This window comes from Cupriavidus sp. H39 (assembly GCF_050271075.1).
Taxonomy (GTDB): Bacteria; Pseudomonadota; Gammaproteobacteria; order Burkholderiales; family Burkholderiaceae; genus Cupriavidus; species Cupriavidus necator_B.
This window is the reverse complement of record NZ_CP189848.1, coordinates 3,392,482-3,418,772: the sequence shown is the minus strand read 5'-3', so window position 1 is coordinate 3,418,772 and position 26,291 is coordinate 3,392,482. Positions and strand designations below refer to the sequence as shown.

Annotated in this window: 23 protein-coding genes, 2 tRNA genes and 1 rRNA gene; 12 read left to right on the top strand and 14 right to left on the bottom strand. The window is 66.7% G+C overall.

Annotated features, from left to right (window positions below; genetic code table 11):
• Positions 1-42 precede the first annotated feature (42 nt).
• A complete protein-coding gene (locus ACOCMH_RS31210) occupies positions 43-1,857 on the top strand; it encodes a M61 family metallopeptidase (protein WP_427311478.1) in 1,815 nt (604 codons plus the stop codon).
• A gap of 58 nt (positions 1,858-1,915) precedes the next feature.
• Positions 1,916-4,336 carry an FUSC family protein gene (locus ACOCMH_RS31205; protein WP_427311477.1) on the top strand — a complete coding sequence of 807 codons (2,421 nt, stop codon included), beginning with the start codon at positions 1,916-1,918 and terminating at the stop codon, positions 4,334-4,336.
• A 71-nt stretch (positions 4,337-4,407) separates the two neighbouring features.
• Here ACOCMH_RS31205 and ACOCMH_RS31200 read toward each other — a convergent pair whose 3' ends face one another.
• Together ACOCMH_RS31200 and ACOCMH_RS31195 are read right to left on the bottom strand one after the other, a co-directional pair.
• Positions 4,408-5,739, bottom strand: coding sequence for a nitrate/sulfonate/bicarbonate ABC transporter ATP-binding protein (locus tag ACOCMH_RS31200; protein ID WP_427311475.1), 1,332 nt, complete (start codon positions 5,737-5,739; stop codon positions 4,408-4,410).
• 16 nt (positions 5,740-5,755) lie between these two features.
• Positions 5,756-7,510 (bottom strand): ABC transporter permease, encoded by a 1,755-nt coding sequence (locus tag ACOCMH_RS31195; protein ID WP_427311473.1) that lies wholly within the window; start codon positions 7,508-7,510, stop codon positions 5,756-5,758.
• 220 nt (positions 7,511-7,730) lie between these two features.
• Between ACOCMH_RS31195 and ACOCMH_RS31190 the strand changes: the two genes are divergently transcribed.
• Complete coding sequence (locus tag ACOCMH_RS31190) at positions 7,731-8,009, top strand: acylphosphatase (protein ID WP_427311472.1); 279 nt, start codon at positions 7,731-7,733, stop codon at positions 8,007-8,009.
• 4 nt (positions 8,010-8,013) lie between these two features.
• Here the strand turns inward: ACOCMH_RS31190 and ACOCMH_RS31185 are convergent, their stop codons facing one another.
• The 8 genes from ACOCMH_RS31185 to rpe all read right to left on the bottom strand — a co-directional run bounded on the left by ACOCMH_RS31185 (position 8,014) and on the right by rpe (position 15,573).
• The gene (locus ACOCMH_RS31185) at positions 8,014-8,790 is read right to left on the bottom strand and encodes a uracil-DNA glycosylase (RefSeq protein WP_427311470.1); all 777 of its coding nucleotides are present in this window, start codon (positions 8,788-8,790) and stop codon (positions 8,014-8,016) included.
• Positions 8,791-8,819: 29 nt separating this feature from the next.
• On the bottom strand, positions 8,820-9,449 hold the full coding sequence (locus tag ACOCMH_RS31180) for a CYTH domain-containing protein (RefSeq protein WP_427311469.1): 630 nt from the start codon (positions 9,447-9,449) through the stop codon (positions 8,820-8,822).
• Between the two features lie 226 nt (positions 9,450-9,675).
• Entirely contained in the window at positions 9,676-10,479 is an 804-nt protein-coding gene (gene trpC, locus ACOCMH_RS31175; RefSeq protein ID WP_427311467.1) for an indole-3-glycerol phosphate synthase TrpC, read from the bottom strand.
• A gap of 26 nt (positions 10,480-10,505) precedes the next feature.
• Positions 10,506-11,534, bottom strand: a complete 1,029-nt coding sequence (gene trpD, locus ACOCMH_RS31170) for an anthranilate phosphoribosyltransferase (protein ID WP_171516808.1) — start codon at positions 11,532-11,534, stop codon at positions 10,506-10,508.
• A gap of 62 nt (positions 11,535-11,596) precedes the next feature.
• A complete protein-coding gene (locus ACOCMH_RS31165; protein WP_427311465.1) occupies positions 11,597-12,166 on the bottom strand; it encodes an aminodeoxychorismate/anthranilate synthase component II in 570 nt (189 codons plus the stop codon).
• Between the two features lie 20 nt (positions 12,167-12,186).
• Positions 12,187-13,704 carry an anthranilate synthase component I gene (gene trpE / locus ACOCMH_RS31160; protein WP_427311464.1) on the bottom strand — a complete coding sequence of 506 codons (1,518 nt, stop codon included), beginning with the start codon at positions 13,702-13,704 and terminating at the stop codon, positions 12,187-12,189.
• A 427-nt stretch (positions 13,705-14,131) separates the two neighbouring features.
• Positions 14,132-14,875 carry a phosphoglycolate phosphatase gene (gene gph, locus ACOCMH_RS31155; protein ID WP_427311462.1) on the bottom strand — a complete coding sequence of 248 codons (744 nt, stop codon included), beginning with the start codon at positions 14,873-14,875 and terminating at the stop codon, positions 14,132-14,134.
• Positions 14,872-15,573 (bottom strand): ribulose-phosphate 3-epimerase, encoded by a 702-nt coding sequence (gene rpe / locus ACOCMH_RS31150; RefSeq protein WP_427311460.1) that lies wholly within the window; start codon positions 15,571-15,573, stop codon positions 14,872-14,874. Before rpe ends, gph begins: the two co-directional genes overlap by 4 nt.
• A 181-nt stretch (positions 15,574-15,754) precedes the next feature.
• Between rpe and apaG the strand changes: the two genes are divergently transcribed.
• Positions 15,755-16,129: a Co2+/Mg2+ efflux protein ApaG gene (gene apaG, locus ACOCMH_RS31145; RefSeq protein WP_012353991.1), complete on the top strand. Its 375-nt coding sequence runs from the start codon at positions 15,755-15,757 to the stop codon at positions 16,127-16,129.
• 13 nt (positions 16,130-16,142) lie between these two features.
• On the opposite strand, the gene ACOCMH_RS31140 is transcribed toward apaG, so the two are convergent.
• On the bottom strand, positions 16,143-16,358 hold the full coding sequence (locus ACOCMH_RS31140; RefSeq protein WP_427311459.1) for a hypothetical protein: 216 nt from the start codon (positions 16,356-16,358) through the stop codon (positions 16,143-16,145).
• 125 nt (positions 16,359-16,483) lie between these two features.
• Here ACOCMH_RS31140 and mltA point away from each other — a divergent pair, with 125 nt between their 5' ends.
• The gene (gene mltA / locus ACOCMH_RS31135) at positions 16,484-17,629 is read left to right on the top strand and encodes a murein transglycosylase A (RefSeq protein WP_427311457.1); all 1,146 of its coding nucleotides are present in this window, start codon (positions 16,484-16,486) and stop codon (positions 17,627-17,629) included.
• A gap of 74 nt (positions 17,630-17,703) precedes the next feature.
• On the opposite strand, the gene paaK is transcribed toward mltA, so the two are convergent.
• Genes paaK through paaG form a run of 3 tightly spaced genes read right to left on the bottom strand, consistent with a single transcriptional unit; the run spans position 17,704 to position 20,377 of the window.
• Positions 17,704-19,008 (bottom strand): phenylacetate--CoA ligase PaaK, encoded by a 1,305-nt coding sequence (paaK, locus tag ACOCMH_RS31130; RefSeq protein ID WP_427311456.1) that lies wholly within the window; start codon positions 19,006-19,008, stop codon positions 17,704-17,706.
• A 51-nt stretch (positions 19,009-19,059) separates the two neighbouring features.
• Positions 19,060-19,512, bottom strand: a complete 453-nt coding sequence (gene paaI / locus ACOCMH_RS31125) for a hydroxyphenylacetyl-CoA thioesterase PaaI (protein WP_427311454.1) — start codon at positions 19,510-19,512, stop codon at positions 19,060-19,062.
• A 40-nt stretch (positions 19,513-19,552) separates the two neighbouring features.
• Entirely contained in the window at positions 19,553-20,377 is an 825-nt protein-coding gene (paaG, locus tag ACOCMH_RS31120; protein WP_427311452.1) for a 2-(1,2-epoxy-1,2-dihydrophenyl)acetyl-CoA isomerase PaaG, read from the bottom strand.
• Positions 20,378-20,643: 266 nt separating this feature from the next.
• On the opposite strand from paaG, the gene ACOCMH_RS31115 reads away from it, so the two are divergent.
• The 7 genes from ACOCMH_RS31115 (at position 20,644) to ACOCMH_RS31085 (ending at position 26,199) form a co-directional block, all read left to right on the top strand.
• The gene (locus tag ACOCMH_RS31115; protein ID WP_427311451.1) at positions 20,644-21,435 is read left to right on the top strand and encodes an amino acid ABC transporter substrate-binding protein; all 792 of its coding nucleotides are present in this window, start codon (positions 20,644-20,646) and stop codon (positions 21,433-21,435) included.
• A 116-nt stretch (positions 21,436-21,551) separates the two neighbouring features.
• Positions 21,552-22,205, top strand: a complete 654-nt coding sequence (locus tag ACOCMH_RS31110; RefSeq protein WP_171516670.1) for an amino acid ABC transporter permease — start codon at positions 21,552-21,554, stop codon at positions 22,203-22,205.
• A gap of 37 nt (positions 22,206-22,242) precedes the next feature.
• Positions 22,243-22,995 carry an amino acid ABC transporter ATP-binding protein gene (locus ACOCMH_RS31105; RefSeq protein ID WP_427313399.1) on the top strand — a complete coding sequence of 251 codons (753 nt, stop codon included), beginning with the start codon at positions 22,243-22,245 and terminating at the stop codon, positions 22,993-22,995.
• 93 nt (positions 22,996-23,088) lie between these two features.
• On the top strand, positions 23,089-23,865 hold the full coding sequence (locus ACOCMH_RS31100) for an enoyl-CoA hydratase (protein WP_427311449.1): 777 nt from the start codon (positions 23,089-23,091) through the stop codon (positions 23,863-23,865).
• 575 nt (positions 23,866-24,440) lie between these two features.
• Positions 24,441-25,972, top strand: a 16S ribosomal RNA gene (locus ACOCMH_RS31095).
• 62 nt (positions 25,973-26,034) lie between these two features.
• Positions 26,035-26,111, top strand: a tRNA-Ile gene (locus tag ACOCMH_RS31090).
• A 12-nt stretch (positions 26,112-26,123) separates the two neighbouring features.
• Positions 26,124-26,199: transfer RNA gene (locus ACOCMH_RS31085), tRNA-Ala, on the top strand.
• Positions 26,200-26,291: the final 92 nt, after the last annotated feature.

The following is a 26,291-nucleotide window of genomic DNA, read 5'->3' as shown; positions in this document are numbered from 1 at the left end:
GCGTCGGCGCTGCCCGCAGGCGCCGACGTTACAATCGTGCCCATGACGCCGATCCGCTACGCCATCGCCCCGCTTCAGCCCGAAGCGCACCTGTTTGCCGTTACCGTCACCGTCAGCGAGCCCGATCCGGCCGGGCAGGGTTTTTCGCTGCCGGCGTGGATTCCGGGCAGCTACATGATCCGCGACTTTGCCCGCAATATCGTGCGCATCCGCGCCGACGCGGGCGGGCGCGAGATCGCGCTGACCAAGCTCGACAAGCAGCGCTGGCAGGCCGCGCCGGTCAGCCTGGACGACGGCCCGCTGACGCTCAGCTACGAGGTCTATGCCTGGGACCTGTCGGTGCGCGCCGCGCACCTGGACACCACCCACGGCTTCTTCAACGGCAGCTCGGTGTTCCTGTGCGTGGACGGGCAGGCCGAGCGCCCGTGCACCGTCGACATCCATGCGCCCGCGGGCGAGGCCTACCGCGACTGGCGCGTGGCCACCGCGATGCGTGAGGCGCCGGGCCGCGACGGCGCCAGGCGCTACGGCTTCGGGCGCTACCAGGTGGCCGACTACGACGAACTGGTCGATCACCCGGTCGAGATGGGCACCTTCCAGCTGGCCAGCTTCCGCGCCTGTGGCGCGCAGCACGACGTGGTCTTCACCGGCCGCGTGCCGCAGCTGGACCTCGAGCGCGTGTGCCGCGACCTGAAGCGCATCTGCGAGACGCAGATCCGGCTGTTCGAGCCCAGGACCGCGCAGGCGCCGTTCCTGGACAGCAACCGGCGCTACGTGTTCATGACCATGGTCACCAGCGACGGCTACGGCGGCCTGGAACATCGCGCCAGCACCGCGCTGATCTGCTCGCGCAATGACCTGCCGGTGCGCGGCAACAGCGAAACCAGCGAGGGCTACCGCACCTTCCTCGGGCTGTGCAGCCACGAGTATTTCCACACCTGGCACGTCAAGCGCATCAAGCCGGCGGCGTTCGTGCCGTACCGGCTGGCGCAGGAAACCTACACGCCGCTGCTGTGGCTGTTCGAGGGCTTCACCAGCTACTACGACGACCTGGTGCTGGTGCGCTCGGGCTGCGTCACCAAGGCCCAGTACGTCGAGATGCTGGCCAAGACCTGGAACGGCGTGCTGCGCGGCAACGGCCGCACCAAGCAGAGCGTGGCCGAAAGCTCGTTCGACGCCTGGACCAAGTACTACCGCCAGGACGAGAACGCACCCAACGCCATCGTCAGCTACTACACCAAGGGCGCCCTGGTGGCGCTGGCGCTGGACCTGACCATCCGCGACAAGACCCGCGGGCGGCGCTCGCTCGACGATGTCATGCGCGCGCTGTGGCGCAGCTACGGCCGCGGCTTCTATGCGCCGGATGCGGTGCAGCGCGGCGTGACCGAGGCCGAGGTCCATGCGCTGTTCGATGACGTCACCGGCCTGCGCCTGGGGCCGCTGCTGCGCGCCCTGACCGAAGGCACCGGCGAGCTGCCGCTGCCGGCGCTGTTCAAGGCGTTCGGCGTCAAGGCCGAGGCGCAGAAGCCGGCGCGCACCGCGGCGCTGGGGATCAAGGTCAAGACCGAGGATGGCTGGGTGCGCGTCACCCAGGTGCTCGACGGCGGCGCCGCGCAGGCCGCCGGCCTGTCCGCCGGCGACCTGCTGGTGGCGGTCGACGGCCTGCGCGTGGCCCCGGGCCAGCTCGACAAGCTGCTGGCGCGCTACCGCACCGGCGACCGCATCGAGGTGCACGCCTTCCGCCGCGACGAGCTGCAGGTCCTGCCGGTGACGCTGGCGCGCGAGCCGGCGGCGCAGTACAAGCTCAAGCCGGAGGGCACACGCCACGCGGCGCGCTCGCGCTGGCTGGGCCAGTGAGCTAGTCTTCTTCCGCCGCGACCCCAGCCACCGCCACCGCAGTCCACCGCCCCGCTGCATGCAATACGCGCACGATCCCCGCACCTTCCTGTATTCGCACTATGTCTACCGGGGGCTGCGCTCGGCCACGGGCGTGATCGGCGCGACGCTGATCGCGCTGCACTTCAGCGACCTGCCCACCGCCATGGTGGTGTCGATGGGCGCGCTGTGCACCAGCCTGATGGACCTGCCCAGCCCGCTGAACCACAAGTTCAACGAGATGCTGGCCAGCGTGCTGCTGTGCAGCCTGGTCACGCTGGTGGTGGCGCTGGCCACGCCGTTCCCGCGCGTGATGCCGTTCCTGCTGGTGCTGGTGACGTTCCTGGCCGGCATGATGACGGTGTACGGCAACAAGACGCTGCCGCTGCAGTTCTCGGCGCTGTTCGTGATGACGCTCACGATCAACGAAGACTTCCTGGTGCGGCGCGCGCTGGAACACGCGGCGCTGTTCAGCATCGGCGCGGTCGCCTATCTCGGTTACGCGATGCTGGTGAGCTGGGTCACCGAACGCCGCACCAAGCAGCAGGTGCTGGCCGAATCGCTGTACGAGCTGGCCGGCTATCTCGAAATCAAGGCCGGCTTCTACGACGCCGGCAATGACTTCGAGGCCCAGTTCAACCAGCTGGTGCGCCAGCAGATCGTGGTGGCCGAGCGCCAGCAGGCCGCGCGCGACCTGGTGCTGCGCGGCAACCGCACCCCGCATGACGGGCTGCTGGTGCAGGTGCACCTGCGCATGCTGGACCTGTACGAGTACATCCTGTCGACCAACACCGACTACCCGATGCTGCGCCAGACCTTCGCCGGCACGCCGGTGCTGGACCACCTGCGCGCGCTGGTGCTGCAGATGTGCAAGGACGTGGAAGAGATCGCCTATGAAGTCACGCGCGGGCGCGGCTCGTACGCCACGGTGGAATACCGCCAGGGCCTGCGCGCGGTCGAGGCCGAGATCGCCCAACTGCGCCACCACCATATCAACCCGGCGGCGATGACGGCGCTGGTCGAGACGCTGGACATGATGCGCGGCGCGATCGCGCTGATCGGCCAGCTGCACGAGGCCTCGCGCACCCCGGTGGAGCCGGCCAAGGTGCTGCCCGGGTCGGACATGACGCCGTTCCTGACGCGCCAGAAGTATGAGCTGAGCGTGCTGCGCGACAACCTGAAGTGGCGTTCGCCGGCGTTCCGTTTTGCGCTGCGGATCTCGATGGCGGTGGCGCTGGGGCTGTGGATCGCCGAACATCTGCCGTACGTGTCGCATAGCTACTGGATCCTGCTGACCATCATCGTCATCCTGAAGCCTAACTTCAGCATGACCAAGCAGCGCTACAACGACCGCGTGATCGGCACGCTGATCGGCTGCGTGGTGTCCGTGGCGATCCTGAAGGTGGTGCACCAGCCGCTGATCCTGCTGGGCGTGCTGTTCCTGTCCCTGGTGGCCAGCGCCGCGTTCGTCACCATCAAGTACCGCTACACTGCGATTGCTGCCTGCATCCAGGTGCTGATCCAGATCCACCTGCTGATGCCGAACAGCCCCACCGTGGCCGGCGAGCGGCTGGTGGATACGGTGATCGGCGGCATCATCGCGTCGCTGTTCAGCTTCGTGCTGCCAAGCTGGGAGTACCGTGCCATCCCCAAGCTGGTGGAGAACGTGCTGCAGGCCAACCGCCGCTATATCGCCGCCACGCGCGACCTGCTGCTGCGCCGGGCCAAGGATGATTTTGCCTACCGCGTGCAGCGCAAGCAGTTCATGGACAACCTGTCGGCGCTGATCTCGTCGTTCCAGCGCATGCTGGACGAGCCCAAGAGCCGGCATCGCGCGGTGGACAACCTGAACCGCTTCATCGTGCAGAACTACCTGGTGGCAGCGCACGTGGCGGCGGCGCGCATCCAGGTGCGCCAGCACTACGACGAACTCGATCTTCCGGCCGCCGAGGCCGCGATCGAGCAAGCCACCGAGGCCGCCAGCCACAGCCTGCAGGTGGCCAGCGAACGGCTGCATGCCGACGAGCGCGGCGGCAGCCGCGGCGCCGGCTTTATCCGCGGCGACAATGCGCCGGCGGAACGCAAGGAGGCAATGCCCGCGGATGCGGACAAGCCGCAAGCGGTTCCGGCCGCAGCGGCCGCGGTGGGCGAACCGGCGGCTGCATCGGCGGCGGCATCGGTGCTCGAAACCCTCACGCCCGAGGCTGCCGACGCCGCCGAAGACGCCGCCGCCGAACGCCGCGCCCGCCTGGCCGATTCCGCCGACAAGCGCCGCACCGACACGCTGGTGCAGGCCGCCGCGGCGGGCGAGTCGAGCGAACAGGCCGGGCCAACCTCCAGCTCCACCGGCCGCCCGGCCAACGCCGTGCTGGAGCGCCGGCTGCGCGCGCTGCGCGAGGACGCGGCCAAGATCGCGCTGCGAACGGGGGCGATCGGGCGGGCGATGCGGGCGCGATCGTAGTTGTGGGTTCCCGAACCCACGGTTTTCGCCCCTCTCCCGCTTCGGGAGAGGGGAGCAGAGCCCAGGCGTGGCTAAACGCCGTGCCCTTGCACCCCCTCATCCTCCGGCAACGTCAACCGCCCGCTGTTATAGCTGTACTCGAAAATCTCCCCATACCGTCCCCACCCGATCGCCACGCTCAGCACGCGCTCGGCCTCCGCCGGCTTGAGGAACTGCTCCAGTTCCTCGAGCACCTGTTCCTCGCCGATCTCGCCCGCTTCGCTCGCCACCAGTTCGCGGCGCACATGCGCGGCCAGCGCGACGTTGGCAAGCAGCTGCCGGCCGAAGATCGCCTTGCGCTGCTGGGGTTCGGCGGCATAGTAGGCGCGGCCCGCGTCGGTCGCGGTGATATCGCCGGCCTCGATCGATACCAGTTGCACCAGCTGCAGCGCCTCGCAGGCCGGCAGCAGTTCGTCGTCGGTCAGGCCGGCCTCGTCGGCCAGGTGCGGCAGGTCGGCGCGGCAATTGAACGGCGCCTCGCACAGCAGGTCGAGGATGGCTTCCATCTGGCTGATGTCGGCGTCCGGCAGCCGGTAGCCGATCTCGCGCGCGGGCGCGGGCAGGCGCGCTTCGGCGGCGGGGGCCGTCATCAGCGCGTAGATCTCGTCGACCAGCGCGCGCACCTGCGCGCTGTCGCGGTTGCGCGGCCGCGGCAGCGCAACCGGCACCTCGGCGCGGATGCGGCCCGGGTCGCTCGACAGGATCACGATGCGGTCGGCCATCATCACCGCCTCTTCGATATTGTGCGAAACGATCAGGATGCTGCGGATATTGGCGCGCCCGCTTGCCCACAACGCCAGCATCTCGTCGCGCAGGGTTTCGCCGGTCAGCACGTCCAGCGCCGAGAACGCTTCGTCCATCAGCAGCAGGTCGGGCTCGGTCACCAGCGCGCGCGCGATGCCCACGCGCTGGCGCATGCCACCGGACAATTCGCGCGGCAGCGCGCTGTTGAAGCCGGCCAGGCCGATCATGTCGATGGCGGCTTCGGCGCGGCGCTCGCGCTCGGCCCGGGGCACGCCCTGCGCCTCCAGCCCGAGCTCGACGTTCTGCTGCACCGTCAGCCACGGAAACAGCGCGAACGACTGGAACACCATGGCGATGCCTTCGGCGGTGCCGGCGAGGCGCTGGCCGCGAAAACGCACTTCGCCGCGATCGGCGCCGACCAGCCCGGCCATGATGCGCAGCAGCGTGGACTTGCCCGAGCCGGACTTGCCCAGCATGGCGACGATCTCGCCCTCGCGCAGGGTCAGGTCCACGCCCTCGAGCACGGCGCGGTCGCTCTGGCTGGCGGTGCGGAAGATCTTGCCGACGCCGCGCAGTTCGATCACCGCGGGCGCGGTGGAGGTTGCAATGTTCTCTGCCATCGTTGCCTTGCATGCCTTACAGGCGGGTGCGCTCCTGCGCAAGTTGGTACAGGCGGTTCCACAGCAGCCGGTTGAAGCCGACCACGAACAGCGCCATCACGCCGATGCCCAGCGCAATGCGCGGGAAGTCGCCGCGCGCGGTGGTCTCGGCGATATAGCTGCCGAGGCCGGTGGCGACGATGGTGCGGTTGCCCCAGGTCACGTATTCGGACACGATGCTGGCGTTCCACGAGCCGCCCGCGGCCGTGACCAGGCCGGTCAGCAGGCTGGGGAAGACCGCCGGAATCAGGAAGCGCTTCCACAGCAGCCAGCCACGCAGCCCGAAGTTGCGGGCGGCCAGCTTCAGCTCCGTGGGAATGCCCGACGCCCCCGCGATCACGTTGAAGAGGATGTACCACTGGGTGCCGAAGATCAGCAGCGGGCTCAGCCAGATCTCCGGATTCAGCCCGAAGCGCGCGATCAGCATCACCGCAAGCGGAAACATCAGGTTGGCCGGGAATGCGGCCAGGAACTGCGCGACCGGCTGCGCCATGCGCGCCAGGTCCGGGTTCAGGCCGATGCGGATGCCGATCGGCACCCACACCAGCGCCGCCAGTGCGATCAGCACGATCACCCGCACCATGGTCAGCGTGCCGAGCCACAGCACATGGACGACTTCGGCCCAGCCCACCTCGCTGTGCACGAAATAGCCCACGCGCAGCAGCGCGGCCAGTGCGACCAGCACGATCGCGGCGTCACGCGCACGGCCCAGCCATTGCGCGCGGCGCGGATCGGCCGGACCGGCCGGCGCCGGCACGCGGGCGCGCGCGCCCCAGGCCAGCGTGCGCGAGGCCAGCGCCGCGGCCTGCGCCAGCAGCGCGCCCACCCATGCCGAGCGGCGCAGCAGGTCCAGCAGCCACGACTGCGGCAGCTTGTCCTGCGCCAGCGTCTCGAAGCGGAAGCGGTCGGCCCACGCCACCAGCGGGCGGAACAGCAACTGGTCGTACAGCAGGATGCCGACCAGCATCGCCCCGATGGCCCAGCCGATCGCGGCGAGATCCTGCTGCTGGATCGCCAGCGCGATATAGGAGCCGATGCCGGGCAGCCGGATCTCGTGGCCCGACACCGAGATGGCCTCGGACGCGACCACGAAGAACCAGCCTCCGGACATCGACATCATCATGTTCCACAGCAGTCCCGGCATGGCGTACGGCACCTCCAGCCGCCAGAAGCGCTGCCACGGCGACAGCCGGAACATGGCCGCGGCTTCCAGCAGGTCGCCCGGGATGGTGCGGAACGACTGGTACAGGCTGAACGCCATGTTCCAGGCCTGCGAGGTAAAGATGGCGAAGATCGCCGCGCACTCCACGCCCGCCAGGTTGCCCGGGAACAGGGCGATGAAGCCGGTCACGGTGATCGACAGGAAGCCCAGCACCGGGATCGACTGCAGGATGTCCAGCGCCGGTACCAGCACTTTCTCCGCCGTGCGGCTCTTGGACGCCAGCGCGGCAAAGGCCAGCGAGAACAGCAGCGACGCCGCCAGCGCTGCCAGCATGCGGATGCTGGTACGCATCAGGTAGTAGGGCAGGTAGGCCACGTCCAGGTGCACCGCCAGTGGCCGCTCGGGCTGGAACGGGACATTCATCTGCTGCGCGGCGAACGCGATCATCACGATGACGGCCAGGATGATCGGCAGCAGCGCCAGGTCGAAGCGGTTGGGCGGGGCGCGCAGCAGCTGGCTGTCAAAGCCAGGGGCGGGCGGAGCCGCGCTGCGGTCGGCGGGTGGCATCATGGGCGCTTCTCGGGCTGGGTCGAGCTTGGAGGGCCCAGGCTTGTGGCCTGACCCTGGTTCGCGGCCCCGGCGGACAACGGCAAAGCCCGCATGCCGCCGGCTTCATGCTGATCGCGCCGGGCGGCGCGCATCTCTTGGTAACGCCCGGCATGGCGGTCTAGTTTACTTAGTGTCGATGACACAACGCGCATGCGTCGCGTGCGCTCACGGGGAAAGCACCATGAAGAAGGCAACCTGGCGGCTCGTTGCCCACGGCCGCGTGCAGGGCGTCGGCTATCGCGCCGCCTGCGCCGACGCGGCGGATGCGCTCGGGCTGGGCGGCTGGGTGCGCAACCGGGCCGATGGCACGGTCGAGGTGATGGCGCACGGCACGGTCAGGCAGCTGGAAGCGCTGCAGGCCTGGATGGAAACCGGCCCGCCGGCGGCCCAAGTGACCTTTGTCGAGGTCGGGCGCGGCGAAGGCGAGTTTGCCGGCTTCGAATTCCGGCCAACGGTCTAGACGATCACGCGGCGGTCCAGTCGACCGGCGCGCGACCGTGGGCTTCCAGCCAGCGGTTGGCTTCGCGGAAATGACCGCAGCCGAGGAAGCCCCGATGCGCCGACAACGGCGACGGGTGCGGTGCTTCCAGCACGCAATGGCCGGCGCCGAGCAGCGGCTTCTTGGCCTGCGCATGGCTGCCCCACAGCATGAACACCAGGTTCGGGCGGGTGGCGGCGAGGTGCCGGATCAGGCAATCGGTGACGGCTTCCCAGCCGCGGCGCGCATGGCTGGCCGCCTGGCCCTGCTCGACCGTCAGCACGGTGTTGAGCAGCAGCACGCCCTGGCGCGCCCACCCTTCCAGGTTGCCGGAGGTGCGCGGCGGGCAATTGCCGTCGGCACCGAATTCGGCGGCGATTTCCTTGAAGATGTTGCGCAGGCTGGGCGGCACCTTGACGCCTTCCGGCACCGAGAAGGCGAGCCCGTGCGCCTGCGGCAGCTCCACGCCGCCGACCGTGCCGGTGCCGTGGTAGGGGTCCTGCCCCAGGATGACCACCCTGACCGCATCTGGCGGCGTCAGGTGCAGCGCATGGAAGACATGGTGCGGGAACACCGGCTTGCCGGCGGCGCGCTCGCCGTCGACGAAGGCGGCGAGTTCCCGCCACGCCGGCACGGCGATGCAGGGTTCAAGCAGGGCGCGCCAGGCGGCGGGCAGGGCATCGGCCTGGGCCTGCAGGCTGGCGGCGGGGGCGGGCTCACCCGGAGCGCGAGGCGCTTCGGCGGCAAAGAGATCGGCTTGCATGCTGAAATGGCGCGGCGACAAAACCGCGATTATGACGCCTTGCCCTCGGCGATTCCCGCCAGGCGGTAGCCCCGCGCGGCCTTGCTCAGATCCGAGGGCGCCAGTGCGGCCACGGCGGCAAGGCGCGCGGCGAAGGCACGCAAGGCATCGGCGGCGTGCGCGGCATCGCCATCGAGCCATTCCAGCTCGAGTTCCTGGATGCGTTCCTGCGCCACGCTGGTCGGCGCGGTGATGGTCCCGGTGTCCAGCGCCGCCTCGATACGCGCGCCGTCCTGCGTAACGATCCAGGTACGGCGGACAAAGTCCGTGCGGAACACCGTTGCCAGTCTGCCGATCAGTGGCGCGAGCACGGTTTGCGCTTCAGCGGGAAAGCTTTGCAGCTCGATGGCCTCGCCGGCGATCTCGGTTTCCCACTCATGCCGGGTGGCCAGGCCGCCCTGGCTGCTACCGGCGGTCTTCAGCGTCTGCAGCCATTGCGTGCCCTTGCGGCGCAGCCGCAGTGCGGCGCGGGCCTGCGCCAGGTTGCGTTCGGGTGTATCGAGGTAGACGTTAAGCAGCGTGGCTTCGCCTTGCGGCTGGCCGTTGGCGTCGAGCCAGGCGGCGAGCGGAGCGAGGGCGGCGTCGGGGACGGCGAGCTTGAGTTCGATTTCCTGGGGCATGGTGGGGCGGGGGCTTAGGAGCAGGAGTCCTGCGATATCGCTTGAATTACCGCAAGCCGGTCCCCTCTCCCGCTTGCGGGAGAGGGCTAGGGTGAGGGCCGGGCCGTTGCGCACCAACACGCCATATCGCAAGGCACGCGCCTGCCCTCACCCCCGCCCCTCTCCCGCAAGCGGGAGAGGGGAGCAAAACGCCGGCGGGCTTAGCGCGTTGGCAAGGCGTTTTGTCTCAGCCAAACAACCGCGCCAGCTCAACCCCAGGATCCTTGGCCCGCATGAACGCCTCGCCCACCAGGAAGGCATGCACATTGGCGTCGCGCATGCGTTGCACATCCGCAGCGCCGAGGATGCCGGACTCGGTCACCACCAGCTTGTCGGCCGGCATGCGCGGCAGCAGTCCGATGGTGTTGTCCAGCGACACTTCGAAGGTGCGCAGGTTGCGGTTGTTCACGCCCAGCAGCGGGGTCTTCAGCCGCAGCGCCGCGTCCAGTTCATCGCCGCCATGGACTTCCACCAGCACGTCCATGCCAAGCTCGTGCGCACAGGCTTCCAGGTCGGCCATCAGCCCCGGATCCAGCGCGGCGACGATCAGCAGGATGCAATCGGCGCCCCAGGTACGCGCTTCATAGACCTGGTACAGGTCGACCATGAAGTCCTTGCGCAGCGCCGGCAGCGGGCAGGCGCCGCGGGCGCGCTTGAGGTAGTCGGCGTGGCCCTGGAAGAAGTGCTCGTCGGTCAGCACCGAGAGGCAGGCCGCGCCGTGCGCGGCATAGCTCTCGGCGATGGCCTCGGGCACGAACTGCTCGCGCAGCACGCCCTTGGACGGCGAGGCCTTCTTGATCTCGGCGATCACGCCGGCGTGGCCGGCGGCGATCTTGTCGCGCAGCGCGCGTTCAAAGCCACGCGGCGCGAAGCCGGCCTCGCTGCGCAGGGCTTCAGCCTCCGCGCGCAGGCTGGGCAGGTCGCGCCGCTTGCGCGCAGCGGCGACTTCGTCGGCCTTCACGGCCAGGATCTTTTGCAGGATGTCGGACATGCGGCTATCTGCCAGAAATAAAGGGATCAGGCCTTGAACTGCTGCGTGGCCCGCACGAACGCGTCGAGCTTCTGGCGGGCCGCGCCGCTGGCGATGGCTTCGCGCGCGCGGCGGATGCCGTCTTCGACCGAATCCGCCACGTTGGCGGCGTACAGCGCGGTGCCCGCGTTCAGCGACACGATCTCGCGCGGGGTGCCCGGCACGTTGGACAACGCCTCGAGCAGCATTTCCTTCGATTCGCCCGCATCGGCCACCTTCAGGCCGCGGTTGGAGATCATCGACAGGCCGAAGTCCTCGGGGTGGATCTCGTACTCGCGCACTTCGCCGTCCTTCAGCTCGCCCACCAGCGTGGCAGCGCCCAGCGAGACCTCGTCCATGCCGTCCTTGCCGTACACGACGATGGCGTGCTTCGCGCCCAGGCGCTGCATCACGCGCACCTGGATGCCGACCAGGTCGGGATGGAACACGCCCATCAGGATGTTGGGCGCATCGGCCGGGTTGGTCAGCGGCCCCAGGATATTGAAGATGGTGCGCACGCCCATTTCCTTGCGGATCGGGGCGACATTCTTCATCGCCGGATGGTGCGTGGGCGCGAACATGAAGCCGATGCCGGTCTGCTCGATGCACTGGCCGACCTGCTCGGGCGTGAGCATGATGTTGACGCCCAGCGCCTCCAGCACGTCGGCACTGCCCGACTTGGAGCTGACGCCGCGGTTGCCGTGCTTGGCGATCTTGGCGCCCGCGGCGGCCGCGACGAACATCGACGCGGTCGAGATATTGAAGGTGTGCGAGCCATCGCCGCCGGTGCCGACGATATCGACGAAGTTCTCGCGATCGGCCACCGGCACCTTGTTGGCGAACTCGCGCATCACCTGCGCGGCAGCCGAGATCTCGCCGATGGTTTCCTTCTTCACGCGCAGGCCGGTCAGGATTGCCGCAGCCATCACCGGCGAGATCTGCGCCTGCATGATCTGCCGCATCAGGTGCAGCATCTCGTCATGGAAGATCTCGCGGTGTTCGATGCAGCGCGTCAGGGCTTCTTGCGGCGTGATCATGGCGTCCTCGTTGAAAGTCTGCGGGGCGTGGTGCGTAGGGGTTGGCGCGGCGTCGAGCAATCTCATCGCGGCGCCTTGACGAAGTTGGCCAGCAGCGCATGGCCGTGTTCGGACAGGATCGACTCGGGATGGAACTGCACGCCTTCGACCGCGAGCGTCTTGTGGCGCACGCCCATGATCTCGCCGTCGGGGGTCCAGGCGGTAATCTCCAGGCAGTCGGGCAGGGTCTCGCGCTCGATCGCCAGCGAATGATAGCGCGTCACGTCGAAGTGCCTGGGCAGGCCGCTGAACACGCCTTGCTGGGTGGTCTCGATGGTACTGACCTTGCCGTGCATTACCTGCTTGGCGCGGATCACCTTGCCGCCGAAGGCTTCGCCGATGGCCTGGTGGCCCAGGCATACGCCCAGCATGGGGATCTTGCCGGCGAAGTGCTGCAGCGCGGCCACCGAGATCCCGGCTTCCTTCGGGCTGCACGGACCGGGCGAGACGCAGATATGGTCGGGCTTGAGCGCCTCGATGGCCTCGATCGTGATCTCGTCGTTGCGGTAGGTGCGAACGTCCACGCCCAACTCGCCAAAGTACTGGACCAGGTTGTAGGTGAACGAATCGTAGTTGTCGATCATCAGCAGCATGGCGTCTGTCCCCTGTTCTCTCAGATGTCGGAGTCCAGGCCATCCTGGACCTGCTCGGCGGCGCGGATCACGGCGCGCGCCTTGGCTTCGGTTTCCCTCCATTCGGCTTCGGGGTCCGAATCGGCGACGATGCCGGCGGCCGCCTGCACGTAGAGGTTGCCGTCCTTGACGATGCCGGTGCGGATCGCGATCGCCAGGTCCATTTCGCCGCCGAACGACAGGTAGCCCACCGCGCCGCCGTAGATGCCGCGCTTGCGCGGCTCCAGCTCGTCGATGATCTCCATCGCATGCACCTTGGGCGCGCCCGACAGCGTGCCGGCCGGGAAGGTCGCGCGCAGTACGTCGAGGTTGCTGATGCCTTCGCGCAGCGTGCCTTCGACCGAGCTGACGATATGCTGCACGTGCGAGTATTTCTCGATCACCATCTTGTCGGTGACCTTGACCGAGCCGGTCTCGGCAATGCGGCCGATGTCGTTGCGCGCCAGGTCGATCAGCATCACGTGCTCGGCGATCTCCTTGGGATCCTGCAGCAGCTCGGTGGCCAGCTGGGCGTCTTTTTCCGGCGTATTGCCGCGCGGGCGCGTGCCGGCCAGCGGGCGGATGGTGACGATGTGTTCGCTGCGCATGTCGCCGTTGGTGCCGACCTTGCGCTCTTCCTGGCGCACCAGGATCTCCGGCGACGCGCCCACCACCTGGAAGTCGCCGAAGTTGTAGAAGTACATATACGGCGACGGGTTCAGCGAGCGCAGCGCGCGGTACAGCGACAGCGGCGCGTCGCGGTAGGGCTTGACCAGCCGCTGGCCGATCTGCACCTGCATCATGTCGCCGGCCATGATGTATTCCTTGGCCTTGTGCACCGCGGCCAGGTAGTCGGCCTTGGCGAATTCGCGGTAGACCTCGGTCTGCACCGACGGGCTGGTCACCGGCACGTCGACCGGCTGGCGCAGCTTCATGCGCAGCTCGCGCAGGCGCTGGCGCGCGCGCGGGTAGGCCTCAGGGGTGGTCGGGTCGGCGTAGACGATCAGGTAGAGCTTGCCCGACAGGTTGTCGATGACCGCCAGTTCCTCGCACAGCAACAGCTGGATGTCGGGCAGGTTGAGGTCGTCAGGCTTCTGCGTGTGGGCCAGCTTCTTCTCGATATAGCGCACCGCGTCGTAGCCGAAGTACCCGGCCAGGCCGCCGCAGAAGCGCGGCAGGCCGGGGCGCAGCGCGACCTTGAAGCGCTTCTCGAACTGGGCGATGAAGTCCAGCGGGTTGCCTTCGTGGGTTTCCACCACCTTGCCGTCGGTCACCACCTCGGTGCGCTCCCCAAAGGCGCGCAGCAGCGTGCGGGCATGCAGGCCGATGAAGGAATAGCGCCCGAAGCGCTCGCCGCCGACCACCGATTCCAGCAGGAAGGTGTTGATGCCGCGCGTCTGCGACTGGGCCAGCTTCAGGTACAGCGACAGCGGCGTTTCCAGGTCGGCAAAGGCCTCGGCGATCAGCGGGATGCGGTTGTAGCCCTGGTCGGCCAGCGATTTGAATTCCAGTTCGGTCATGTCGGTCCTCTTGTTCGGCCCGCGCCGCGGGCGATGGTCAGGCGCGGTGCCGCTTGTCGGCAGAGTTGGCTGGAGCGTATGGGAAGTCCGCCCCGGTTGCGGACCGTGGTGCGGCAAGCTTGCGGACAAGGCTGCACACGGCCGGAAAGAGGGCGCGCGGCGCGTTCTTGAGCTAAACGTAGCAGAGAAATCAGGCTACGCTGGCTGTTGGCGGGTTTGGGTGATGATGCCCGGCATGGCTGGTCGCCTGGGCCGGTGGTGGCGACGCCCTCGGATCGAAGGCGTGTCAGCAGACTCGCGAACGCACTTTACGCCTGTTGGGAGGCGCGCCAGCGACGCCAGGGCCAGGCCTGCCGATCACTGCCAGAAGAGATGCGTTTGCGGTTGAGAAACATTGAAGGTTCAGGATTTGGTCGGGATCGACGGACTATCGATGACCGGCCCAGTGTGCAGCAAAGAGCGCTGCGGCATGGGCAATGGAGTCGACTATACCATCGGCGTCGACGCCTTGTACAGGGTTGCCATGGTTGTAGCCATAGGGCACCAGCAGCACCCCCATGCCGGCCGCGCGAGCCGCCTGCGCGTCGTTTTCGGAGTCGCCCAGCGCCGCCATGGCCGACGGCTCGAGGCCGAAGGCATCGGCCACCTTCAGCAGCGGAAACGGGTCGGGCTTGCGCAGCGGAAAGGCATCGCCGCCATAGACCAGTTCGAAGTACTGGGCCAGGCCGGTCTTGGCCAGCAGCGGCTCGGTGAAGCTGTAAGGCTTGTTGGTCACGCAGGCCAGCCGCAGCCCGGCCGCCTTCATCGCCGCCAGGCCTTCGCGCACGCCTGGGTAGACCTGCGAGAACTGGCCGTTGATGCGAAGGTACTCGCGGTCGTACAGCGCATAGGCGTCGGCGAACAGGCCGTTGGCGTGCAGCGGCGAAAAGCGCGCGTCCAGCACGCGCCGGATCAGGTTTTCCGAGCCCTTGCCGACGTAGCTGACGATCTCCTGCTCGGACATCGGCGCCACCGGCCCCAGGTTGGGATGCTGGCGGGCCAGCGTCAGCAGCATGGCGTTGATCGAGGCGTGGAAGTCGCCCGCGGTGTCGACCATGGTGCCGTCCAGGTCGACGATCACGCCTTCGATGCCGCGCCAGTCGGCGCGGCGCAGCACCACGCCCGCGGTCATTGGGCGGCCTTGGCCAGTTCGCCGCGCAGCGCCGAGATGATGCCGCGGTAGCCGCCATCGGCGTCGGGCTTGCCGAACACGGCCGAGCCCGCCACGAAGGTGTCGGCGCCGGCCCGGGCGATTTCGGCGATGTTGTCGACCTTCACGCCGCCATCCACTTCCAGCAGGATGGTGCGGCCGGTGCGCGCGGTGTATTCGTCGATGCGCTGGCGCACCGCGCGCAGCTTGTTGAGCGTCTCGGGGATGAACGACTGGCCGCCGAAGCCGGGGTTGACCGACATCAGCAGGATCACGTCCAGGCGGTCCATCACGTGGTCCAGGTGGTGCAGCGGCGTGGCCGGGTTGAACACCAGGCCGGCCTGGCAGCCGTGGTCGCGGATCAGCGCGAGCGAACGGTCCACGTGTTCGCTGGCCTCGGGGTGGAAGGTGATGATATTGGCGCCGGCCTTGGCAAAGTCCGGGATGATCCGGTCCACCGGGCGCACCATCAGGTGCACGTCGATCGGCGCGCTCACGTGCGGGCGGATCGCCTCGCATACCAGCGGGCCCACGGTCAGATTGGGCACGTAATGGTTGTCCATCACGTCGAAGTGGATCCAGTCGGCGCCGGCCTCGGTCACGCGGCGCACTTCCTCGCCCAGGCGGGCAAAGTCGGCGGACAGGATGGAAGGAGCGATGCGGAAGGTAGGCTGGGTCATGATGACGGCTGGCGGTGAATGCGGGGGAATGCTGTGATCGCCGCTGCGCGCGCGGAAAAGCGGCGCTGCGGTCAAAGACCGGTATTCTACGCCCGCCCGGTGCTCTTGCCCCTGCCGCGCCCATCCCGCACAATGCGGCTACCCCTTTCCCTGCCCGGCGCGCCGCGCCGCCCCTGCCACGATGAGCGAGTACGCTTTTTCCGTCTCGGTACGCACCCAGTACCTGCCGGACCAGTCCGACCCCGAGCGCGGGCGCCACGCCTTCGCCTACACCATCACCATCCACAATACCGGCGAGGTCGCGGCACAGCTGATCTCGCGCCACTGGATCATCACCGACAGCGACAACGGCACCCAGGAAGTCGCCGGGCTGGGGGTGGTCGGCCACCAGCCGCTGCTCAAGCCGGGCGAGCATTTCGAGTACACCAGCTGGGCGACGATCTCGACCCCCGTCGGTTCGATGAAGGGCGAGTACTTCTGCGTGGCCGAGGACGGCCACCGCTTCGAGGTGCCGATTCCGGAATTCGCGCTGGTGCTGCCGCGCATGCTGCACTGAACGTGCGGGGAACCTAGGGGCGCGGTGCGCGGTCCTGATTCTGCGGCGGCGCTTGCGAGGCGTCCTGCGCCGGCCGGCGCGACGGGTGCTCCGACGGCGCGCGCGTGGGACGCGGGTTCTTTTTCGCCGTGCCCATGGTCCAGACCACGATAAAGATCAGCAGGAACAGCGCCACGCCGGCTTCCAGGGCGAACAGCAGCATGGGATGGGCTTCGAAGAACTTGCTCATGGCAGATGCAGCGCGGCCCGCGGGGGCGCAGGCGGTGGTTGAGGGATGACGGTGGCATTGTAGGGGCATTCCGGCGGAATGCGGCCCGGCAGGCTGCGCCTTCCAGGACTTTGAACAACAGCAAGATGGCATACGCGGACGCTTTCCCGACTCCACAGGTTTCCCAGGTTTCTTCCTCGCCCGCGCGGCGCATGCGCGGCTGGCTGGCGCTGGCCGGCGCCGCGGCGCTGCTCGCCGGCTGCATGAGCGGCCCGCCGCCGCGCATCGAGACGGCCCCGTCCGGCACCGCGCCGCCCTCGGCGTCGTCGCAGAAGGGCCGGCTGCAGGCGGCCAGCTGGGCCGAGATCGGCGGCTGGTCCCAGGACGACGTGCGCGCCGCCTGGCCCGCGCTGCAACAAAGCTGCCAGGCGCTGAAAAAGCGCGCGGAATGGAACCGCGCCTGCGCCGCCGGGATGATGGTCAACGCCGGCGACATCGACGCCATGCGCGCGTATTTCGAAAGCAACTTCCAGCCGTACCGCGTGGTCAACGGCGACGGCACCGACAGCGGCCTGATCACCGGCTACTACGAGCCGATCCTGCATGGCTCGCGCACGCGCCAGGGCAAGTACCAGGTGCCGCTGTACCGCAAGCCGGCGCAGTTCGGCAATCGCGCGCTGCCGGCGCGCGCCGAACTGCTGCAGAACCCCGCCATGCGCGGCAACGAGCTGGTCTGGGTCGACGACGCGGTCGAGGCCGCGTTCCTGCAGATCCAGGGCTCGGGCCGCATCCGCATGGCGGATGGCAGCATGATGCGGGTGGGTTTCGGCGGCACCAACGACCAGCCGTTCCGCTCATTCGGCAAGTGGCTGCTGGACCGCGGCGAAATCACCCCGGCGCAGGCCACCATGCAGGGCATCAAGGCGTGGGCGCGCGCCAATCCTGGCCGCGTCGAGGAGATGCTGAACATCAACCCGCGCTTTGTCTTCTTCCGCGAGCTGCCGCCCAGCAACGACGGCCCGGTCGGCGCGCTGGGCGTGCCGCTGACCGCGGAGCGCTCGATCGCGGTCGACCCGGCCACGATCCCGCTGGGCGTGCCGGTGTTCCTGTCGACCACGCGTCCGCTGTCGACCGAGCCGATCCAGCGCCTGGTGTTCGCGCAGGACACCGGCAGCGCCATCAAGGGCGGCGTGCGCGCGGACTTCTTCTGGGGGGCTGGCGATGCGGCCGGCGAGACCGCCGGCAGGATGAAGCAGGGCGGCAGGATGTGGGTGCTGATGCCGCGCAGCTGACCTCTACAGGGCTAACACTGCGAATATTCTCTCCCCTCTCCCGCAAGCGGGCGAGGGGAGCAAACCGGCGGATTTCAGCGCGGGCGCTGGTCCACGATCCGCTTCGCCTTTCCCACCGAGCGCTCGATGCCACCCTCGGGCAGCACCTCGATCCCGGCGGTCACGCCGATATAGGACTTGATCTCGTGCGCCAGCCGCGCGCGCGCGCTTTGCGTCGTTGCCGTCTCGCTGCCGTGCGCGCATTCGACCCGCACCGTCAGCGTATCCAGGTGCCCTTCCTTGGCCAGCACGCATTGGTAGTGCGGCGCCAGCTCGGCATGCCTGAGGATCAATTCCTCGATCTGCGACGGAAACACGTTGACGCCGCGCACGATCATCATGTCGTCGGTGCGGCCGGTGACCTTCTCCATGCGGCGAAATGCCGCGCGTGCCGTGCCCGGCAGCAGCCGGGTCAGGTCGCGCGTGCGGTAGCGCACCACCGGCATCGCTTCCTTGGTCAGCGAGGTGAATACCAGTTCGCCGAACTCGCCGTCGGGCAGCACCGCGCCGGTGTCCGGGTCGATGATCTCCGGGTAGAAATGATCTTCCCAGATGGTGGGGCCGTCCTTGGTCTCGGCGCATTCGTTGGCCACGCCAGGCCCCATGACTTCCGACAGGCCATAGATGTCGACCGCGGAAATCCCCATGCGCTTCTCGATCGCCAGCCGCATCTCCGGCGTCCACGGCTCGGCGCCGAAGATGCCGACGCGCAGCGAGGTGCTGGCCGGGTCGATGCCCTGGCGCTCGAATTCGTCGGCGATCGCCAGCATATAGCTGGGCGTCACCATGATCACCTCGGGCTTGAAGTCCTGGATCAGCTGCACCTGGCGCTCGGTCTGCCCGCCGCCGAACGGGATCGCGGTCAGGCCGGCCTTCTCGACCCCGTAGTGCGCGCCCAGCCCGCCGGTGAAGAGCCCGTAGCCGTAGCTGATGTGCACCTTGTCGCCGCGCCGCGCGCCCGAGGCGCGGATCGAGCGCGCCATCACCGTGGCCCAGTTGTCGATGTCCTGCAGCGTATAGCCCACCACGGTGGGCTTGCCGGTGGTGCCGGATGAGGCATGGATGCGCGCCACCCGGTCCTGCGGCACGGCGAACATGCCGAACGGATAGTTGTCGCGCAGGTCCTGCTTGCTGGTGAACGGAAAGCGGGCCAGGTCGGCCAGCGCTTGCAGCTGGTCAGGGTGCACGCCGGCCTCGTCGAACTTGCGCCGGTAGACCGGCGAATTGGCGTAGGCGTGGTGGAGCGACCATTTCAGGCGCTCCAGCTGCAGTGCCTGCAGCTCGGCGCGGCTGGCGGTCTCGATCGGATCCAGGGGCAGATCGGTCAGGCGCGTGCTCATGTGGTCTCCTGCACGGGGGGCGTTTATCGTCAGTGTCTGGCCAGGCCTTGCTCAGGCGCCTTCGCTTCCGTCAGGCGGCGGCACCACGTGTCCCTTGATCTGCGCGGACTTGCCGCGGAACATCGCCACCACCTGGCCCGCGGCATTGGTCACGCGGATATCGTAGATGCCGTGCCGGCCCGACAGGACCTGCTCGGTGGCCTCGGCGGTCAGCACATCGTCGCCGTGCACGGGCCGGAGGAACTCGATGCTGCAGCCGGCCGCCACGGTGTTGATGTTATGGCTGTTGCAGGCAAAAGCGAAGGTCGAATCGGCCAGCGTAAACATCAGGCCGCCGTGGCAGATGCCGTGGCCGTTGAGGAATTCCTTGCGCACCGGCATGGTCAGGCGCGCATAGCCTGGTCGCACCGCCTGGACCGTGATGCCCAGCCAGCGGCTGCAGGTGTCGGCTTCATACATGGCGGCCGCGGCGGCTTCCGCAAGGGCCTGGGGGTCCTGTTTCAAGCTGGTCTCCTGTCTGGGGATGCGGGGACGGGCCCGCTGTTTACTTGCCGGTGAAGTGCGGGGCGCGCTTGGCGAGGAAGGCGTTGACCCCCTCCGCATAATCGGCGGACTGGCCCAGCTCGCGCTGCAGGTCGCGTTCCAGGTCGAGCTGGCCGTCGAGCGTGGCGGTGGCGCTGGCATACATGGCGCGCTTGATCGCGGCCAGCGCGCGCGTCGGCTGCCCGGCCAGGTGCGTGGCCAGCGCCAGCGCCTGTTCCGGCAGCAGCGGATCGTCCATGGTTTGCCAGACCAGGCCCCAGGTTTCGGCGTCCTCGGCGCTCAGGCGCTCGCCGGTCATGGCCAGGCCCAGCGCGCGCGCCATGCCGATGCGCTGCGGCAGCAGCCAGGTGCCGCCCGAATCCGGCACCAGCCCGATCTTGACGAAGGCCTGGATAAAGCTGGCCGAGCGCGCCGCCAGCACCATGTCGCAGGCCAGCGCGAGGTTGGCGCCGGCACCGGCCGCGGTGCCGTTGACCGCCGCCACCACCGGCAGCGGCAGCCCCTGCAAGCGGCGGATCAGCGGATTGAAACAGGTATCGATCAGCTCGCCCAGGTCGGTCATATGCCCGGGCGTGAAATCCAGGTCTGCCAGGTCCTGGCCCGCGCAGAAGCCGCGACCCGCGCCCGTCAGCAGCAGGGCGCGCGCGCCGCCCGCCTCGACGTGGTCGAGCGCCTGCTGCAGCGTCTGGTGCATGGCGCGAGTGAAGCTGTTGAGCTTGTCGGGACGATTGAGCGTGATGATGGCGACCGGGCCCTGCCAGGCCAGCAAGACCGGGCCGCTCTCGATGCTGACCGGCTGGCCAGCAGGCGTGGACGTCGGGGGCATTGTTGTCTCCTGCCGAATGGATTCCGAGGACTCGAGGTCGGTGCGGGCTGATGCCTCTTAAATAAACCGACCAGTCGGTCGGCAAATGGTAGCATTAATTTTCGCCCGCGGGGGAAGGCGAGATCGGCGCAAATGCCTGCCGCTGCGCAATGCCGGCCCATGGCGCCGCTCTATAATCGCGCTGCCAACAACAATCTGAATCCCGCCGGCCTGCGCACGCGAGGCCCGGTGCGCTCTCCCGCTCTCCCATTCGCATTGGAAATCCTATGAAGAAGTTCGCTGCATTACTCCTGATCTCCTCCGTCGCGCTGTTCGCGGCGTGCGGCAAGAAAGAAGCCGCGCCTGCCACCGCTGCCGGCACGGATACGGCCAGCAAGGTCATTGTGGGCCTGGACGATAATTTCCCGCCGATGGGCTTTCGTGATGCCAACAATGAGCTGGTCGGCTTCGATATCGATATGGCCAAGGAGGCCAGCCGCCGTCTCGGCATGACGGTCGAGTTCAAGCCAATCGACTGGAGCGCCAAGGAGGCGGAACTGAACGGCAAGCGCGTCGATGTGCTGTGGAACGGGCTGACCATCACCGAAGAGCGCAAGAAGAACATCAGCTTCACCGCTCCCTACATGACCAACCACCAGATCGTCATCGTCGGCACCCAGTCGCCGGTGAAGGCCAAGGCTGACCTGGCCGGCCGCATCGTCGGCGCGCAGGACGGCAGCAGCGCGGTGGATGCCATCAAGAAGGAAAGCCAGGTTGCCGCCAGCCTGAAGGAGCTCAAGACCTTTGGCGATAACGTGACGGCGCTGATGGACCTGTCGGCGGGCCGCCTCGATGCGATCGTGGTCGATGAAGTGGTGGGCCGCTACCTGATCAGCAAGCGTGCCGGCGAATACCGGGTACTCGACGAAAACTTCGGCACCGAGGATTACGGCGTCGGCGTGCGCAAGGATGACGCCGAACTGCTCGGCAAACTCGAAAAGACCCTGGCGTCGATGAAGCAGGACGGCACCGCGGCGCGTATTGCCACCCAGTGGTTCGGTACCGACCTCACCAAGTAATCCAGACCCGCGTGACGCCCCGCGCCATCCAGGCGGGGCGCCGCGCCACCTCCGGGCCCCTTCGGATCCTTAAGCCGGGCTTGCCCCGGGGTCCTCCCTTTCTTGTACGCGCGAGCATGGATTACGTCTTATCTCTTCTGCTGCCGCTGGCGCAGGGTGCCAAAGTCACGCTGACGCTGTTCGCCATCACGCTCGCCTTGTCCGTGCCGCTCGGGCTTGCGCTGGCACTGGCACGCATTTCGTCATGGCCGCTGCTGAGCGGCCTGGTCAACGGCTATATCTGGCTGATGCGCGGCACGCCGCTGATGCTGCAAATGCTGTTCATCTATTTCGCGCTGCCGTTCGTGCCGGTCATCGGCGTGCGCCTGCCTGATTTTCCGGCGGCAGTGGTGGCCTTCGCGCTCAACTACGCCGCCTATTTCGCGGAAATCTTCCGCGCCGGAATCAAGTCGGTCGACCGCGGCCAGTATGAGGCCAGCAAGGCGCTGGGCATGAGCTACTTCCAGACCATGCGGCGGGTGGTACTGCCGCAGATGGTCAGCCGGGTATTGCCGCCGGTCAGCAATGAAACCATTACGTTGATCAAGGACACCTCACTGATCTACGTGCTGGCCCTCAACGACATTCTGCGTACCGCGCGCGGCATTGTGCAGCGCGATTTCACCACCACGCCTTTCCTCGTCGCCGCGCTCTTTTATCTGGTGATGACGCTGATTCTGACCTGGTTCTTCCAGAATCTCGAAAAACGCTATGCCAAACATGATGACTAGCCGGAACGGCGCCCCTTCCCCCGATGCGCCCGGCGTCATGATCGCGGCACGGGACATTTTCAAGTCGTTCGGGCCGCTGCAGGTCTTGCGCGGCGTTTCGCTGACCCTGCGCAAAGGCGATGTCACGGCTGTGATCGGCCCGTCGGGCTCGGGCAAGAGTACCTTGCTGCGCTGCCTGAACCATCTCGAGGTGATCGACCGCGGCACCCTCCACATCGAGGGCGAGACGCTGGCTGCCGCCGGCCCCGACGGCGCGGCCAGGTACGTGGCGGACGCGGAGGTGCGCCGCATCTGCCGGAAAATGGGCATGGTGTTCCAGTCGTTCAACCTGTTCCCGCACATGACGGTGCTGCAGAACATCATCGAGGCCCCGGTCACCGTCAAGGGGCTGCGGCGCGATGCGGTGATCCCCAAGGCGGAGGAACTGCTGCGCAAGGTCGGCCTGCTGGCCAAGCGCGACAGCTATCCGGCGCGGCTGTCCGGCGGCCAGAAGCAGCGCGTGGCGATCGCGCGCGCACTGGCCATGGAACCCGACATCATGCTGTTCGACGAGCCCACCTCCGCGCTCGATCCGGAACTGACCGGCGAGGTGCTACGCACCATGCGGCAGCTTGCCGAAGAACATATGACCATGCTTGTCGTCACTCATGAAATGGGGTTTGCGCGGGAAGTGGCAAACCATGTCGTGTTCATGGATGACGGCAGGATTCTCGAAGAGGGCGCGCCTGGCGAAGTGTTCGGGGCGCCGGCCCACGCGCGCACCCGCGAATTCCTGGCGCACATGCTCTAGCCGGCGCCCGCGCCGCCACGCCGCAACCGATGGCAGAATAGCCCGCAGCCGGTGGCGCCCGTGCCATCCGCCTGACCATATCTAGGAGAAGACATGCCGTACGAAAACATCCTGGTCGAGACCCGTGGCCGCGTTGGCCTGGTCACGCTGAACCGCCCGAAGGCCCTGAATGCGCTCAATGATGCGCTGATGGACGAACTGGGCGCCGCGCTGACCGCCTTTGATCAGGATGAGGGTATCGGCGCCATCGTCATCACCGGCAGCGAGCGCGCCTTTGCCGCCGGCGCCGATATCGGCATGATGGCCAAGTATTCGTTTATGGACGTGTACAAGGGCGACTACATCACCCGCAACTGGGAAACCATCCGCAAGATCCGCAAGCCCGTGATCGCCGGCGTGGCCGGCTATGCGCTGGGCGGCGGCTGCGAGCTGGCGATGATGTGCGACATCATCATCGCTGCGGATTCCGCTAAGTTCGGCCAGCCCGAGGTCAAGCTCGGCACCATGCCCGGCGCGGGTGGCACGCAGCGCCTGCCGCGCGCCGTGTCCAAGGCCAAGGCGATGGACCTGTGCCTGACGTCGCGCATGATGGACGCCGCGGAGGCCGAGCGCTCGGGCCTGGTGTCCCGCGTGGTGCCGGCCGACAAGCTGCTGGACGAAGTGCTGGCGGCGGCCGAGACCATCGCCGGGTTCTCGCTGCCGGTGGTCATGATGATCAAGGAGTCGGTCAACGCCGCCTACGAGACGTCGCTGGCAGAAGGGGTTCACTTCGAGCGCCGGTTGTTCCATGCCACCTTCGCCAGCGAAGATCAGAAGGAAGGCATGGCCGCTTTCGTCGAGAAGCGCAGTCCGAACTTCCAGCATCGTTGACACCAGGGCTAAGGAATACCCGACGGCCCGGCAGGGGTATTGCATTTCACTTTCCCTGTGCTTTCGGAGTTTCTCCTTGCTGCTCAAGGGCTTACGCGATAATCGCGGGAACGTTTAGCGGATTGTCGTGACAAAGGTGTTGCAAGGGCGGCGAAACCGGCCTACTATTCGCCCCCTCGCAACACCAAGCGGCCCCTGCAAGGCAGGCGCAGCAAGGGATGCGGGGTCGGCCGGAAGGTTGGCGCAGCAAGGTTTGCAGCGCTGACGGCAGCAAAAAAGATTGCTGCAAACGGTTGACGAAACGAAGAAAGCTCTGCATAATCTCGTTTCTCTGCTGCAGACAACGCGGCGCGCTGAACGGCAAAGCCGGGTGGCGAAGTTCTTTAACAAACAAACAACCGATAAGTGTGGGCGCTGGGTAGCGGACGCCGCTGTCTTCGGACAGTGTTGCTTCAAGTTATACAGTGCTCGCACAGCAAAACGTGACCGGGTCTTCGGATCTGGTCAGTCAGTTTTCTGAGAGTGAGCGACCGCTCGAAAGAGCGAGGGAGCCGCGAGGCTTCCACACAGAGATTGAACTGAAGAGTTTGATCCTGGCTCAGATTGAACGCTGGCGGCATGCCTTACACATGCAAGTCGAACGGCAGCACGGGGGCAACCCTGGTGGCGAGTGGCGAACGGGTGAGTAATACATCGGAACGTGCCCTGTCGTGGGGGATAACTAGTCGAAAGATTAGCTAATACCGCATACGACCTGAGGGTGAAAGCGGGGGACCGTAAGGCCTCGCGCGACAGGAGCGGCCGATGTCTGATTAGCTAGTTGGTGGGGTAAAAGCCTACCAAGGCGACGATCAGTAGCTGGTCTGAGAGGACGATCAGCCACACTGGGACTGAGACACGGCCCAGACTCCTACGGGAGGCAGCAGTGGGGAATTTTGGACAATGGGGGCAACCCTGATCCAGCAATGCCGCGTGTGTGAAGAAGGCCTTCGGGTTGTAAAGCACTTTTGTCCGGAAAGAAATGGCCCTGGCCAATACCCGGGGTCGATGACGGTACCGGAAGAATAAGCACCGGCTAACTACGTGCCAGCAGCCGCGGTAATACGTAGGGTGCGAGCGTTAATCGGAATTACTGGGCGTAAAGCGTGCGCAGGCGGTTTGATAAGACAGGCGTGAAATCCCCGAGCTCAACTTGGGAATGGCGCTTGTGACTGTCAGGCTAGAGTATGTCAGAGGGGGGTAGAATTCCACGTGTAGCAGTGAAATGCGTAGAGATGTGGAGGAATACCGATGGCGAAGGCAGCCCCCTGGGACGTCACTGACGCTCATGCACGAAAGCGTGGGGAGCAAACAGGATTAGATACCCTGGTAGTCCACGCCCTAAACGATGTCAACTAGTTGTTGGGGATTCATTTCTTCAGTAACGTAGCTAACGCGTGAAGTTGACCGCCTGGGGAGTACGGTCGCAAGATTAAAACTCAAAGGAATTGACGGGGACCCGCACAAGCGGTGGATGATGTGGATTAATTCGATGCAACGCGAAAAACCTTACCTACCCTTGACATGCCACTAACGAAGCAGAGATGCATCAGGTGCCCGAAAGGGAAAGTGGACACAGGTGCTGCATGGCTGTCGTCAGCTCGTGTCGTGAGATGTTGGGTTAAGTCCCGCAACGAGCGCAACCCTTGTCTCTAGTTGCTACGAAAGGGCACTCTAGAGAGACTGCCGGTGACAAACCGGAGGAAGGTGGGGATGACGTCAAGTCCTCATGGCCCTTATGGGTAGGGCTTCACACGTCATACAATGGTGCGTACAGAGGGTTGCCAACCCGCGAGGGGGAGCTAATCCCAGAAAACGCATCGTAGTCCGGATCGCAGTCTGCAACTCGACTGCGTGAAGCTGGAATCGCTAGTAATCGCGGATCAGCATGCCGCGGTGAATACGTTCCCGGGTCTTGTACACACCGCCCGTCACACCATGGGAGTGGGTTTTGCCAGAAGTAGTTAGCCTAACCGCAAGGAGGGCGATTACCACGGCAGGGTTCATGACTGGGGTGAAGTCGTAACAAGGTAGCCGTATCGGAAGGTGCGGCTGGATCACCTCCTTTCCAGAGGCTTGTGTCTCAAGCCTAGCGTTCACACTTATCGGTTTGTTTGCTGTTACAGCCAAGGGTCTGTAGCTCAGGTGGTTAGAGCACCGTCTTGATAAGGCGGGGGTCGTAGGTTCAAGTCCTACCAGACCCACCAAGTTATCCGAAGGGGGGATTAGCTCAGCTGGGAGAGCACCTGCTTTGCAAGCAGGGGGTCGTCGGTTCGATCCCGTCATCCTCCACCACCGCTTACGAGCGGGACGAAACTACCTGGTACCTTGGTTTGGTTGTCAAAGGAAAGCGCTTACTGAGTGCTTCCCTTTGGCATTGCCAAGCG

What these genes read in the sequence shown, in the direction of transcription:
- ACOCMH_RS31100 (WP_427311449.1), top strand. Translation starts at nt 23,089, where the DNA reads ATGCCGTACGAAAACATCCTGGTCGAGACCCGTGGCCGCGTTGGCCTG.
- gph (WP_427311462.1), bottom strand. Translation starts at nt 14,875, where the DNA reads ATGACCGCGGGCGTGGTGCTGCGCCGCGCCGACTGGCGCGGCATCGAA.
- ACOCMH_RS31105 (WP_427313399.1), top strand. Translation starts at nt 22,243, where the DNA reads ATGATCGCGGCACGGGACATTTTCAAGTCGTTCGGGCCGCTGCAGGTC.
- ACOCMH_RS31165 (WP_427311465.1), bottom strand. Translation starts at nt 12,166, where the DNA reads ATGCTGCTGATGATCGACAACTACGATTCGTTCACCTACAACCTGGTC.
- rpe (WP_427311460.1), bottom strand. Translation starts at nt 15,573, where the DNA reads ATGACCCAGCCTACCTTCCGCATCGCTCCTTCCATCCTGTCCGCCGAC.
- ACOCMH_RS31115 (WP_427311451.1), top strand. Translation starts at nt 20,644, where the DNA reads ATGAAGAAGTTCGCTGCATTACTCCTGATCTCCTCCGTCGCGCTGTTC.
- ACOCMH_RS31205 (WP_427311477.1), top strand. Translation starts at nt 1,916, where the DNA reads ATGCAATACGCGCACGATCCCCGCACCTTCCTGTATTCGCACTATGTC.
- ACOCMH_RS31110 (WP_171516670.1), top strand. Translation starts at nt 21,552, where the DNA reads ATGGATTACGTCTTATCTCTTCTGCTGCCGCTGGCGCAGGGTGCCAAA.
- trpC (WP_427311467.1), bottom strand. Translation starts at nt 10,479, where the DNA reads ATGTCCGACATCCTGCAAAAGATCCTGGCCGTGAAGGCCGACGAAGTC.
- ACOCMH_RS31195 (WP_427311473.1), bottom strand. Translation starts at nt 7,510, where the DNA reads ATGATGCCACCCGCCGACCGCAGCGCGGCTCCGCCCGCCCCTGGCTTT.
- ACOCMH_RS31200 (WP_427311475.1), bottom strand. Translation starts at nt 5,739, where the DNA reads ATGGCAGAGAACATTGCAACCTCCACCGCGCCCGCGGTGATCGAACTG.
- mltA (WP_427311457.1), top strand. Translation starts at nt 16,484, where the DNA reads ATGGCATACGCGGACGCTTTCCCGACTCCACAGGTTTCCCAGGTTTCT.
- ACOCMH_RS31210 (WP_427311478.1), top strand. Translation starts at nt 43, where the DNA reads ATGACGCCGATCCGCTACGCCATCGCCCCGCTTCAGCCCGAAGCGCAC.
- paaK (WP_427311456.1), bottom strand. Translation starts at nt 19,008, where the DNA reads ATGAGCACGCGCCTGACCGATCTGCCCCTGGATCCGATCGAGACCGCC.
- ACOCMH_RS31180 (WP_427311469.1), bottom strand. Translation starts at nt 9,449, where the DNA reads ATGCCCCAGGAAATCGAACTCAAGCTCGCCGTCCCCGACGCCGCCCTC.
- trpD (WP_171516808.1), bottom strand. Translation starts at nt 11,534, where the DNA reads ATGATCACGCCGCAAGAAGCCCTGACGCGCTGCATCGAACACCGCGAG.
- trpE (WP_427311464.1), bottom strand. Translation starts at nt 13,704, where the DNA reads ATGACCGAACTGGAATTCAAATCGCTGGCCGACCAGGGCTACAACCGC.
- ACOCMH_RS31185 (WP_427311470.1), bottom strand. Translation starts at nt 8,790, where the DNA reads ATGCAAGCCGATCTCTTTGCCGCCGAAGCGCCTCGCGCTCCGGGTGAG.
- ACOCMH_RS31140 (WP_427311459.1), bottom strand. Translation starts at nt 16,358, where the DNA reads ATGAGCAAGTTCTTCGAAGCCCATCCCATGCTGCTGTTCGCCCTGGAA.
- paaG (WP_427311452.1), bottom strand. Translation starts at nt 20,377, where the DNA reads ATGCCCCCGACGTCCACGCCTGCTGGCCAGCCGGTCAGCATCGAGAGC.
- apaG (WP_012353991.1), top strand. Translation starts at nt 15,755, where the DNA reads ATGAGCGAGTACGCTTTTTCCGTCTCGGTACGCACCCAGTACCTGCCG.
- ACOCMH_RS31190 (WP_427311472.1), top strand. Translation starts at nt 7,731, where the DNA reads ATGAAGAAGGCAACCTGGCGGCTCGTTGCCCACGGCCGCGTGCAGGGC.